The organism is Shewanella algae (genome assembly GCF_009183365.2).
Classification (GTDB): Bacteria; Pseudomonadota; Gammaproteobacteria; order Enterobacterales; family Shewanellaceae; genus Shewanella; species Shewanella algae.
Map to the genome: position 1 here is coordinate 3,771,694 of NZ_CP068230.1, position 12,278 is coordinate 3,783,971.

The 12,278-nt window shown below is 53.4% G+C and carries 11 protein-coding genes and 4 tRNA genes; 7 read left to right on the forward strand and 8 right to left on the reverse strand.

What is annotated here, in order from left to right; all coding sequences use genetic code 11:
- From E1N14_RS16960 to rplU, 5 genes are all read right to left on the reverse strand, one after another.
- Positions 1 to 468, reverse strand: coding sequence for a threonine/serine exporter family protein (locus E1N14_RS16960; protein WP_174840187.1), 468 nt, complete (start codon positions 466 to 468; stop codon positions 1 to 3).
- Complete coding sequence (locus E1N14_RS16965) at positions 468 to 1,229, reverse strand: threonine/serine exporter family protein (protein WP_025012065.1); 762 nt, start codon at positions 1,227 to 1,229, stop codon at positions 468 to 470. Before E1N14_RS16965 ends, E1N14_RS16960 begins: the two co-directional genes overlap by 1 nt.
- A 23-nt stretch (positions 1,230 to 1,252) precedes the next feature.
- Positions 1,253 to 2,419: an Obg family GTPase CgtA gene (gene cgtA / locus E1N14_RS16970; protein WP_025012064.1), complete on the reverse strand. Its 1,167-nt coding sequence runs from the start codon at positions 2,417 to 2,419 to the stop codon at positions 1,253 to 1,255.
- 134 nt (positions 2,420 to 2,553) lie between these two features.
- Positions 2,554 to 2,808, reverse strand: a complete 255-nt coding sequence (gene rpmA, locus E1N14_RS16975; protein ID WP_011760936.1) for a 50S ribosomal protein L27 — start codon at positions 2,806 to 2,808, stop codon at positions 2,554 to 2,556.
- Between the two features lie 14 nt (positions 2,809 to 2,822).
- The gene (gene rplU / locus E1N14_RS16980; protein WP_025012063.1) at positions 2,823 to 3,134 is read right to left on the reverse strand and encodes a 50S ribosomal protein L21; all 312 of its coding nucleotides are present in this window, start codon (positions 3,132 to 3,134) and stop codon (positions 2,823 to 2,825) included.
- 273 nt (positions 3,135 to 3,407) lie between these two features.
- Here rplU and ispB point away from each other — a divergent pair, with 273 nt between their 5' ends.
- Positions 3,408 to 4,379: an octaprenyl diphosphate synthase gene (ispB, locus tag E1N14_RS16985; RefSeq protein WP_025890099.1), complete on the forward strand. Its 972-nt coding sequence runs from the start codon at positions 3,408 to 3,410 to the stop codon at positions 4,377 to 4,379.
- A 115-nt stretch (positions 4,380 to 4,494) separates the two neighbouring features.
- Here the strand turns inward: ispB and clpB are convergent, their stop codons facing one another.
- The 3 genes from clpB to rluD all read right to left on the reverse strand — a co-directional run bounded on the left by clpB (position 4,495) and on the right by rluD (position 8,854).
- A complete protein-coding gene (gene clpB, locus E1N14_RS16990) occupies positions 4,495 to 7,068 on the reverse strand; it encodes an ATP-dependent chaperone ClpB (RefSeq protein WP_025012062.1) in 2,574 nt (857 codons plus the stop codon).
- A gap of 96 nt (positions 7,069 to 7,164) precedes the next feature.
- Positions 7,165 to 7,878 (reverse strand): peptidoglycan editing factor PgeF, encoded by a 714-nt coding sequence (pgeF, locus tag E1N14_RS16995; RefSeq protein WP_025012061.1) that lies wholly within the window; start codon positions 7,876 to 7,878, stop codon positions 7,165 to 7,167.
- 1 nt (position 7,879) lies between these two features.
- Positions 7,880 to 8,854 (reverse strand): 23S rRNA pseudouridine(1911/1915/1917) synthase RluD, encoded by a 975-nt coding sequence (gene rluD, locus E1N14_RS17000; protein ID WP_025012060.1) that lies wholly within the window; start codon positions 8,852 to 8,854, stop codon positions 7,880 to 7,882.
- Positions 8,855 to 8,976: 122 nt separating this feature from the next.
- Here rluD and E1N14_RS17005 point away from each other — a divergent pair, with 122 nt between their 5' ends.
- From E1N14_RS17005 to E1N14_RS17030, 6 genes are all read left to right on the forward strand, one after another.
- Positions 8,977 to 9,738, forward strand: a complete 762-nt coding sequence (locus tag E1N14_RS17005) for an outer membrane protein assembly factor BamD (protein WP_025012059.1) — start codon at positions 8,977 to 8,979, stop codon at positions 9,736 to 9,738.
- Between the two features lie 266 nt (positions 9,739 to 10,004).
- Positions 10,005 to 10,080 (forward strand) — tRNA-Phe (locus E1N14_RS17010).
- A gap of 52 nt (positions 10,081 to 10,132) precedes the next feature.
- Positions 10,133 to 10,219, forward strand: a tRNA-Leu gene (locus E1N14_RS17015).
- A gap of 40 nt (positions 10,220 to 10,259) precedes the next feature.
- Positions 10,260 to 10,346 (forward strand) — tRNA-Leu (locus tag E1N14_RS17020).
- A 32-nt stretch (positions 10,347 to 10,378) separates the two neighbouring features.
- Positions 10,379 to 10,465: transfer RNA gene (locus E1N14_RS17025), tRNA-Leu, on the forward strand.
- Positions 10,466 to 10,630: 165 nt separating this feature from the next.
- Complete coding sequence (locus E1N14_RS17030; protein ID WP_062793874.1) at positions 10,631 to 12,253, forward strand: methyl-accepting chemotaxis protein; 1,623 nt, start codon at positions 10,631 to 10,633, stop codon at positions 12,251 to 12,253.
- Positions 12,254 to 12,278 lie beyond the last annotated feature (25 nt).

The window sequence follows — 12,278 nt, forward strand, 5'->3', positions numbered from 1 at the left end:
TTAAATCACCGGGCGGGTACGGAAATACAACAGACTGGGCATGGCCAGACCGACAGACAAAGCCCCGAGAATAAACACGGTTTTCAGGCCATTGGTGACCACCTGTTCCCACAGCTCGGTACTGAGCTGTGACTGGGCGGTCAATTGCACCAGGGCAATCACAGTGTTGTAGGCATAGGAACCCGGGATCATAGGGATAATCGCCGCCACGGCATACAGCAGCGGCGGTGCCAGATGACGCTTGGCAAAGGCAATAGTCACCATGCCTATGATGCCGGCAGCGGCAAAGGTGGCCCACTCTATCGGCAAGCCAAACTGCAACATCAAGGTCCGTGAGCTGTGGCCTATGGCCCCGGCCAGAGCACAGTAAAGCAGATAACGCCTGGGAACATTGAATAGCATGGCAAAGCCCATAGCGGGAATAGCCGAGAAAAAGGCATCATTCAGCAGTAACAACAGAGTGTCCATCACAGGAAAATCCCCCCAAGCTGCATGGCAATGGTAATGCCTATCACTGAGGAAACTGTCATCAATGTCGCCTGCCCCCAGCGGGAGATCCCCACATTCATATGGCCTTTAACCATATCCGATATCGAGTTGATCATCGGAAAGCCGGGAACAAGCATCAGCACAGAGGCCGCCATCGCCAGCTCTGGGGTTTGGGTCACAGGATAGAGATACCCCAACTGGGCTGCCAAGCTGGTGACAAAGGCGGTCACGGCAAAATTCACCAACACATTGAAGTGACGTTGCGCCATGGCCAGGCGCACAAACATGCCGATGACAGAAGCAAAGAAGGTGAAAAGGCATGCGGCCAGGTCGCCACCGAACAGGTGACAAAAACTGCCGCAGGAGAGGCCTATCATGGGGATAAGCAGCCACTTGGGGTAGGTTTTGGGTTGCAGTCTGGCGAGGCGTTTGCGGACTTCATTGGGGCCATAGAGGCCTTTTTCGGCCAGCAGGCAAATGCGTTGCAACTCGCACACCACTGTCATATTAATGCCGTGCTCACGAATGCGCCGGGTAGTGGTAATACAACGACCGGAAACCAAGCTGGTGAGCACCAGCGAATTGGAGGAGATGGATAGCTCGACACTGGCCAAGCCAAGTGCCCGGCCAAGACGCTGACTGATCTCTTCAACCAGTTCAGATTCAGCGCCGTAGGCCAGCAATAGCTGAGCAACCCGGACGACCTGCCGGGTGATATCGTTTTGGGTATCAGCGTACACAGGTGTTCAGGCTCGCTCAGATATTATCTTTGGTAAATAACCTCAACATCATAATCATCGTCGTCGAAGTCATCGTCGAACTCATCATCATAGTCTTCGTTGAGATCTTCCAGGCTATCCTGATGGTAGTTGTCCCATTTGAACTCAACATCGGCGTCAGGATCTTGCTGTTGCTCTTCCGCCGGCAGACTGCTGATAAAGTCATAGAGCTTTTCTGCCAGTTCCTTGGTGCCTTCACGGGTATAAGCCGAAATGGTATAAACATCCCCTTCCCAGCCCATCTCCTTGACTATGCTGTCGACTCTTTCCTGCAGCTCTTCTTCCAGCAGCAGATCTGTCTTGTTGAACACCAGCCAACGTGGCTTGGAAGCCAGCTTGGGCGAGTATTTTTCAAGCTCAGTGACAATCGCCTTGGCCGCTTCGGCCGGGCTGGTACCATCGATAGGCTCGATATCCAGGATATGCAGCAATACACGGCAACGCTCAAGGTGCTTGAGGAAGCGAATACCCAGACCGGCACCTTCGGCGGCACCTTCGATCAACCCTGGGATATCTGCCACTACAAAGCTCTGCCCTGGACGTGGGTTTACTACCCCCAGGTTAGGAACCAAGGTGGTAAAGGGATAATCGGCCACTTTTGGTGTCGCGCGGGAAACCGCCCGAATAAAGGTCGATTTACCTGCATTTGGCATACCAAGCAGGCCCACATCGGCCAACAGCATCAGCTCAAGACGCAAGCTACGCACTTCACCGGGGGTGCCCAGCGTTTTTTGTCTGGGGGCACGGTTAACACTGCTCTTGAAGCGGGTATTGCCAAGACCGTGGAAACCACCTTTGGCCACCAACAGCTTCTGACCATGCTTGGTCAGGTCACCGAGTACTTCGTCGGTTTCTTCATCAACCGCCCGGGTACCCACAGGTACCTTGAGTACCAAGTCCTGGCCGCCTTTACCGGTACAGTCACGGCCGCGGCCGTTTTCACCGCGCTCGGCCATATGGAAACGCTCAAAACGATAGTCAATCAGGGTGTTGAGGTTTTCGTCGGCTTGCAGATAAACACTGCCACCGTCGCCACCATCGCCACCGTCTGGACCACCATCCGGCACGTACTTTTCACGTCTGAAGCTGACGCAGCCACTGCCACCATCTCCAGCTTCAACTCTGATCACTGCCTCATCGACAAACTTCATACATACTCCTGGCACCACGGAATGGGGCAATTATACTGCCTAACCCTGCAAGGCGCCAAAAAACAGAAACTATGGCTTTCGCCCAAAACAAAAGCCCCACCAATGGCGGGGCTCAAGCAATTCTGGTTTGAAGATTAGTCTTCGATGCTAACGAACTTACGGTTGTTAGGACCTTTAACTTCAAACTTAACTTTGCCGTCAGTCAGGGCAAACAGAGTATGGTCACGACCGATACCTACGTTAACACCTGCGTGGAATTTAGTACCACGTTGACGAACAATGATGTTACCAGCCAGAACTGATTCGCCGCCGAAGCGCTTTACACCAAGACGTTTGCTTTCTGAATCGCGGCCGTTACGAGTAGAACCGCCAGCTTTTTTGTGTGCCATGAGTCAGACTCCTATTAAGCGTTGATAGCAGTGATTTTAACTTCAGTGAACCACTGACGGTGGCCCATTTTCTTCTCGTGGTGCTTACGACGGTTGAACTTTTGGATAGTTACCTTTTCACCACGGCCATGGCTAACAACAGTAGCCACAACTTTACCGCCTGCTACCAGAGGGGTACCCACTTGGACGTTTTCACCATCAGCGATCAGCAGAACTTGATCGAACTCGATAGTCTCACCAGTGGCAACTTCAATTTTTTCCAAACGAACAGTATGGCCTTCAGCAACACGGTGTTGCTTACCACCACTTTGAAAAACAGCGTACATAGCTATTTTACTCCGAAATTCTTAACACGCCGGCTCATCTCTATGAGGCTGGGTGCTACAAAAACTTTAATGACAATGGGCGCGGAGTTTACGCGAAGAATCCTTTACTGGCAAGCCCTAATTGACGAAGAAGAAAAAAAGACCGGATTAACTCGCACATTGATCTCTCTGCTACTGTCTTGTTCATTAATTTTAGGTAAACTTCGGTCTATTAAAATATTTAAGCTTATCGGGAGCTGCCGATTCGGCGTTCCTTCATACCTAGAGTCTACTATGGATTTAACTGCTATCCGTCAGCTGGCTGACGCCGACATGCAAGCCGTCAATCAACTGATCTACAAACAACTCGAATCTGATGTTGCCCTGATCAATCAATTGGGGTTCTACATCATCAACGGTGGCGGCAAGCGTATGCGGCCGTTACTGTCGATTCTGGCGGCCAGATCACTCGACTATAGCGGTGAAGCACACCTGAAGCTGGCTGCTATTATAGAGTTTATTCATACGGCTTCTCTGCTTCACGACGATGTGGTGGATGAATCTACTCTGCGCCGTGGACGGGAAACCGCCAACGCCCTGTTTGGCAACAGTGCCAGCGTGCTGGTCGGCGACTTCCTTTATACCCGCTCTTTCCAGATGATGACAGAGCTGGAGTCGATGAAGGTACTGCAGGTGCTGGCCAACACTACTAACGTACTGGCCGAGGGTGAAGTGCTGCAGTTAATGAACTGCAACGATCCAGATACCACAGAAGCCAGCTATATGCGGGTTATTTACTGCAAGACTGCCAAGTTGTTTGAAGCAGCAACCCGTCTTGCCGGTGTGCTGGCCGGCTGCGACAGCGAAATGGAAACGGCGCTGGCCGACTATGGCAAATACCTGGGCACCGCATTCCAGTTAACCGATGACCTGCTGGACTACACTGCCGACGCCGAAGAGCTGGGCAAGAACATAGGTGATGACCTCGCCGAAGGTAAACCCACACTGCCACTCATCTACGCCATCGCCCACGGGACAGAGCCACAGCGGCAGATGATCCGCCAGGCGATTGAACAAGGTGACGGCACCGAGCATATCGAGGCGATAATAGATGCGCTCAACACCTGCGGCGCATTGGAATATACCCAACAAAGGGCCTATGAAGAGTCTGACAAGGCCATAGAAGCCCTTTCGGTGCTGCCTGAGTCCGACTACAAGCAGGCGCTGATAAGCCTGGCCAAAATCGCCGTAGCCCGCAGTCACTGATAGGCTTAAGACGACGGATTAAAACCCATCAGTTGAATTTGTTGTTTAACTCAAGCAAAAAAAGGAGCGCTCAAAGCGCTCCTTTTTGTTTTTTGCTGTGTTGTTTATGGTGTGATTACTGCTCAAACACCAAGTTGTCGTCGCGATAGTCCACCTTGATCGGCTGCCCTGGCAGTAACTCGCCTCTAAGCAGCTTTTGCGCCAGTGGGTTTTCCACCTCTTGCTGCAGTGCCCGCTTCAGCGGCCTTGCACCATACACAGGGTCGAACCCGGCTCTGGCGATAAAGCTCAGCGCGGCATCTGTGATCTCCAGCTCGAACTCTTTTTCTGCCAGACGTTGGCGCAGCGACTCGACCTGAATCGCGGCAATACTCTTGATGTGCTCGCTCTCCAACGGGTGGAACACCACGGTTTCGTCGATCCGGTTGAGGAACTCGGGGCGGAAGTGGTGCTGCACCACATTCATCACCTGAGCCTTCATCTCATCGTAACTTTGGTGACTGAACTGCTCCTGGATAATGTCGGAACCCAGGTTCGAGGTCATAATCACCACGGCGTTACGGAAGTCAACCGTACGACCCTGACCATCGGTCAGGCGGCCATCATCCAGTACCTGCAGCAGTATGTTGAACACATCCGGGTGCGCCTTTTCCACCTCATCGAGCAGGATCACCGAGTAGGGACGACGGCGCACCGCTTCGGTGAGGTAACCCCCTTCCTCATAACCCACATAGCCCGGAGGCGCCCCGACCAACCTGGAGACTGAGTGTTTCTCCATAAACTCGGACATATCTATCCGCACCATGGCGCTCTCTGTGTCAAACAGGAACTTGGCCAGCGACTTACACAGCTCGGTCTTACCTACCCCGGTGGGGCCGAGGAACAGGAAGGAGCCTATGGGCCGGTTAGGATCGGCCAGACCAGCGCGGCTACGACGAATGGCGTTGGCCACGGCATCGACCGCCTCATCCTGGCCTATCACCCGCTCATGTAGCGCCTCTTCCATATGCAGCAGTTTTTCCCGCTCGCCTTCGAGCATCTTGGAAACCGGGATCCCGGTCGCCTTGGAAAGTACCTCGGCAATTTCAACATCCGTGACCTTGTTACGCAGCAAAGTCATATCCTGCATCTCGGCCTGAGACGCCAGATCCAGCTGTTTCTCCAGCTCTGGGATGCGGCCGTATTGCAGCTCGGACATCCGGGTCAAATCACCGGCGCGGCGTGCCACATCGAGATCCAGTCTGGCTTGCTCCAGATCCGCCTTGATATGCTGAGTGCCCGCCAGTGCGGCTTTTTCTGTGTGCCAAATCTCGTTGAGTTCGGCCGCCTTCTGCTCGACTTCCACCAGCTCGCTGCGCAGGTGTTCGAGACGCTTGCGACTGGCCTCATCGTTTTCCTTCGCCAACGCCTGCTCTTCCAGCTTGAGCTGAATGATACGGCGCTCGAGGCGATCCAGCGGCTCCGGCTTGGAATCTATCTGCATTCGGATGCTGGAAGCGGCTTCGTCGATAAGGTCGATGGCCTTGTCCGGCAGTTTACGATCTGACACATAACGGTGGGACATGGTCGCCGCCGCCACAATCGCCGGGTCGGTGATCTCCACATGGTGATGCAGCTCGTAGCGCTCTTTCAGACCACGCAGAATAGCGATGGTATCCTCGACACTGGGCTCATCCACCAGAACTTTCTGGAAGCGCCGCTCCAGCGCCGCATCCTTCTCAATATACTGACGATATTCATCCAGAGTAGTGGCACCGACACAGTGCAGCTCACCGCGGGCCAGTGCCGGCTTGAGCATATTACCCGCATCCATGGCGCCATCGGATTTACCCGCGCCCACCATAGTATGCAGCTCGTCAATAAAGAGGATCACCTGGCCCTCTTCCTGAGCCAGCTCGTTGAGCACAGCCTTGAGTCTTTCTTCAAACTCACCACGGTATTTGGCACCGGCCACCAAAGCACCGAGATCCAGCGACAATACCCGTTTGTTCTTGATGCCTTCGGGCACCTCGCCGTTGACGATACGCTGCGCCAGCCCTTCAACAATGGCGGTCTTACCCACACCGGGCTCACCGATAAGCACAGGGTTGTTCTTGCTGCGACGCTGCAATACCTGCACTGTGCGGCGAATTTCGTCGTCACGGCCAATAACAGGATCCAGCTTGCCCTGCTCGGCACGCTCGGTCAGATCTATGGTGTATTTCTTCAACGCCTGGCGCTGATCCTCAGCATTGGGATCGTCCACCTTCTGGCCGCCACGTACGGCTTCGATGGTTTTCTCCATCAGCTCTTTGGTGGCACCGGCCTGCTTGAGGCACTGTGCCAGGGTGTCGTTACCTTCCAGTGCAGCCAGAATAAACAGCTCACTGGAGATATATTTGTCTTTACGCTTCTGTGCCAGCTTGTCGCACAGATTCAGCAAACGTATCAGCGCCTGGGATAACTGAACATCACCGCCTGTGCCTTCCACCTGTGGCAAGCGCTCCAGTTCCTGACTTACCAGTGAACGCAGAGTGCTGACCTGGATACCGGCTTGGGTCAACAGCGGATGAATTGAACCGCCATCCTGATTCAACAAAGCCATCATCAAATGGACAGGTTCTATGAACTGATGGTCACGGCCAAGAGCCAGAGATTGGGCATCCGAGATAGCAAGCTGAAATTTATTGGTCATACGATCGAGTCGCATACAGCCTCCTGAAACTCTCAAAATAAGGTATTACTTTGTTAGCTTAAAGATGGGGATGCTTTAACTAATTTCAAGTCAGACGAATGAAATAACCACTCAATCAGTGAGCCAAATAAGCGAGGCCATACGGCCGGTACGACCGTCTCGGCGGTAGGAAAAATAGTCTTTGTTGTTATAGGTGCAGACATCCAAGGCATATACCTGCCGAACACCCGCCTGCTGCAATCTGAGCCTGGCAAGCCCCTGCAGATCGCCGAGAAACTTGTCCCCCTTGGCCACAAAGCAGTCGTCGGCCCTGGGGTCTTTATCGCAAAAAGCGGCGCGCACTTCACCGCCGACTTCGAAGGCAGTTTTGCCTATGGCCGGTCCGAGGCAGGCGATAAGCTCAGAGCCGGGACGAAAACGGGCTATTCCCGCTTCAATAACGCCATCACACAGACCGCGCCAGCCGGCGTGCAGCGCCGCCACCTGGGTGCCTGCACTGTCACACAGAAGTACGGGCAGGCAGTCGGCGGTCATCACCACGGCCACATGCGCCTTGCTGTCGCTATAGCTGCCATCGGCAATCCTTAGGGAGTCACGCGCCAGGTCGACCACCTCTGTGCCATGTACCTGCTCCAGCCATGCCGGCTCGCAGGGCAGAGCCAGCCGCTTTGCCAATAAAGCACGGTTGGCCTGCACAGATGCGGGATCATCACCTACATGCAGCCCCAGATTCAGGCTGTCAAACGGCGGCTGGCTGACACCGCCATGACGCTGGGTCATGGCGATTCTGACATTGGCCGGCAGCGGCCAGTGGCAGCCATACATGTTACAGATACTCCGGCGGATGCTCTTCGGTGTCTTTACGCAGCGCCTTGGTCAGCTCGACCATATCCTCGGGGATAGGTGCCTGCCAGCTCATCAGCTCACAGGTGATGGGGTGCACCAACTCCAGTCGCACCGCATGCAGCGCCTGGCGCTTGAAGTTTTTCAGCACTTCGAAGAAGGCTTCACTGGCGGCCTTGGGGGGTTTTGGACGACCACCATAGACGGGATCGCCCACCAATACATGACCTATATAAGCCATATGCACCCGGATCTGGTGAGTCCGGCCACTTTCCAGCCTCAAGCGCAAGCGGGTGTGGGCACGGAATTTTTCCGCCACACGATAGTGAGTCACCGCCGGCTTACCGCTGTGGTGCACCGCCATATGAGTACGCTTGGTGGGGTGACGCCCGATAGGCTCATCCACTGTACCGCCGGCTGTCATGGTGCCCAGCACTATGGCTTCATACTCACGGGTAATGTCGCGCGCCTGCAGCGCCGCCACCAGATGAGTCTGGGCCTCAACTGTCTTGGCTACCACCATCAGGCCTGTGGTGTCCTTATCGAGACGATGGACAATACCGGCTCTGGGCACATGTTCTATCTCGGGGCAATGATGCAGCAGGGCGTTCATCAAAGTGCCATCACTGTTACCGGCACCGGGATGCACCACTAAACCCGCCTGCTTGTTGATCACCAATATATGGTCATCTTCATAGACGATATTCAGATCGATAGCCTGAGCCTCGGCGTGCACCTCTTCTTCCAGAGTGGCTTGAACCTCTATCTCTTGAGATTCCAACACCTTCTCTCTGGGCTTGTTTACCACAGTACCATCAACGGACACTTTGCCATCGAGGATCCATTCCTTGATCCTGGTACGGGAGTAATCGGGAAACAACTCGGCCAAAGCCTGATCCAATCTCAGACCGGTTTGGGTTGCTGATATCTCGCTTTTTAGATTAATCTCTTGCGTCATAGGAACCGTCCCCAGTTAATGGGGTCAAAAACTGTGTACTTTCTGGTACACTCGGAATCGGCCATTTTATCGTGAAATGGAAAAATTCTTAACTACAACTTACTCAAGAATCGAATTCAAGTATGCATAATATTGCCAAAGGCGCTGCCATAGCCTTTTTTTCGCTGGCCATTGTGGCCTGTAGCAGCAAACCGGAAGACGACTTAATTACCAGCAAGCTGTCTCCGGACGTTCTCTACTCCCAGGCCCGCACCTCTATGGAGCTGGGTAACTATACCAAGGCTGTGCGTTCACTGGAGGCATTGGATTCCCGCTTCCCCTTTGGCCCACACAAGACTCAGGTTCAGCTGGATCTGATTTATGCCTACTATAAGTTGGATGATACCCCGTCGGCAGTCGCCAACATCGACAGATTTATCCGCCTCAACCCCACCCACCCGGATATAGACTATGTCTACTATATGCGTGGACTGGTGAATATGCAGGCCGACAACTATCTGTTCCATGACATGCTCAATATAGACAGAAGCGACAGGGATCCTCAGTTTGCTCTCGATGCCTTCAAGGACTTCGAGCGTCTGATCAAGACTTATCCCAACAGCAAGTATGCGGCCGACGCCCAGAAGAGAATGCAGCACCTGAAGAATCGTCTGGCGCTGTATTCGGTTAAAGTGGCCGAATACTACCTGAAAATGAATGCCTGGAGCGCAGCCGCCATCAGGGCCCAGTCTGTAATGGAAACCTATCCAGGCACCCCATCGATAGAGCGCGCCCTTGAGATCATGGCCACCGCCTACGATGAGCTGGGTCAGGAGCAGTTAAAACAGCACGTACTCACTGTCATGCGTGCCAACTATCCGGGGAATGACCTCCTCAAGGATTAATCCCTTAACGCCCCACTTTAACGTGGGGCGTTTTGTTTTCAGGGCAAAACCAAGCCCAGCCCCCTTAAGCCTCAGGATCCCGGCTTTACAGGTCGAGTTTTCGATTTGGCTAATTCACCCCTAGCCCAGTAATGGCGCGGCTTTCGCTCAAAAGCTAAGCAATATGCGCCTTTTCGAGTAAAACTTGCTCAAACACGCGATATTTTGAAATATTTCTCAGAAAAGAGTTGACTCAAAACCGTAAAAGTCTTTTAATGCACGCCGTCGCCCGAATAGCTCAGTTGGTAGAGCAGCGGATTGAAAATCCGCGTGTCCCTGGTTCGATTCCGGGTTCGGGCACCACCTTCAACTTTAAGGTGCTCAGGCGACTGAGGAAATTGCAAGGCTGTACAGTGCAGGTGTGGTGGAATTGGTAGACACGCCAGCTTCAGGTGCTGGTGCCCTCACGGGCGTGGAAGTTCAAGTCTTCTCACCTGTACCACTTTGCAATAATAGTTAGCTGTACGTTAGACTCTAAGTGTGCAGGTGTGGTGGAATTGGTAGACACGCCAGCTTCAGGTGCTGGTGCCCTCACGGGCGTGGAAGTTCAAGTCTTCTCACCTGTACCAATTAACACATAAAGAGTCGAAATGAAAACAGTGCAGGTGTGGTGGAATTGGTAGACACGCCAGCTTCAGGTGCTGGTGCCCTCACGGGCGTGGAAGTTCAAGTCTTCTCACCTGTACCAATCATTTAAACCTCGCGATGCGAGGTTTTTTTGTATCCAAAATTTGCCTCTCTCTCGTCTCACGCGCTTCATACTTTTTTGCTATACCTTTTGTATGGCTCAACAAATTGGAATGACAGAGCCTGATCCAAGGATGTATTACCCTCTGGACTAAGGTTCTCAAGCATGAAGTTACAACTGAAACACAAGATGTTGCTCGGTATGGCCGTGCCTCTTCTCTTGATGCTACTACTCTGTGGTATCGCCATCAATATCATGAACAAAATCGACTCAGGGGTAGAAAATATCTACAGCGACCGGGTTGTACCACTCAAAGATCTCAAAAGCATTGGCGATGATTATGCCGTCTTTGTCATAGATGCCATCAATAAGGCCAATGCCGGAGATTTCAGTGCCGAACAAGCCAGAACCGCACTGGATGAAGCAGACAAGAGCATCAAACAGAGATGGCAGGACTACACAGCTACTCAGTTAACCGCCAGAGAGTCACAACTGGTCAATGAGGCCAAGCGGCTGTTTATTCCCGCCGATGAGCAAATAAAACGTCTGCAAAATAAATTGGCCACCATGAGCGGTAATATTCAGGGCCAGCTCAGCCAGGAAATTATTCCTCTCTATCAGGTGATAGACCCCATCAGTGGCAAGATTGCCGAGTTGGTGACCCTGCAATTGGATGTCGCCAGGCAGGAAAGAGATCAGGCTCAGAACCTTTACTCCTCTTCCGTTGTGCTGTTTATCTCTCTGGTCAGTGTGGCAATTATCGCCAGCTTGCTGCTCAGTGTTTGGGTCAATCGCAGCGTCATGTTACCCATAGGCGATATTCTCACCCAGCTGAAGAAAATTCGCAGCGACTCAGACTTAACCGTGCAGTTCAAAACCTTCAACGCCGACGAGCTGGGGCAGATATCCGATAACTTAAGAGATGTGATATCTCACCTCAGGGGGATACTCAACAACATTGCCAATGCCGCCAATACGGTCAGCGACTCGGCGACCGAGCTCTCAAGCTTCACCCAACAAACCAACGAGCGCATGCACAGACAACAGGCCGAGACAGAGCAGACGGCTACCGCCATGAATGAAATGACCGCCACAGTCTCCGAAGTAGCCCAAAGTACCACGGCCGCTGCCGACTCGGCCCACAGCGCCGATGCCAGTGCCGCCAATGGCGATTCAATAGTGCAGGAGTCGATTGCCAGCATGGTGGCACTCTCAGCGCAAATTCAGGGTACGGCGCAGGTGATCACCCATCTGGCCAATGAAAGCCAAAACATAGGCAGGGTACTGGATGTGATTAAGGGAATTGCCGAGCAGACCAATCTGCTGGCACTGAACGCCGCCATTGAAGCGGCCAGGGCCGGCGAGCAGGGCCGGGGTTTTGCCGTGGTGGCCGATGAGGTAAGAACCCTTGCCAGTCGCACCCACAGCTCAACCCAGGAGATTGAGTCCATGATAGCCACCCTGCAGACAGGTGTGCAGGAGGCGGTGACAGCCATGGAGCAAGGCATCACTCAGGTCGAGCAGGCCAACAGCAAGGCCAATATGGCCGGCGAGGCCTTGAAAGAGATAGTGGTGTCAGTCGACTCCATCGCCCAGCTCAATACTCATATCGCCACCGCAGCCGAAGAGCAAAGCAGTGTGGCGGAGGATATCAATCGCAGCATTATAGCAATAAGCGACATCACCCAACAATCGGCCCAGGCAGCCAACGAGTTGACCGAGTCGGTCAGCAACTTAAGCCATCTGGCGGAAAACATGCGCGCCGAAGTGGCCCGCTTCCGTCTCTAACTCGCTGAGGGCCCTTCGGGGCCTA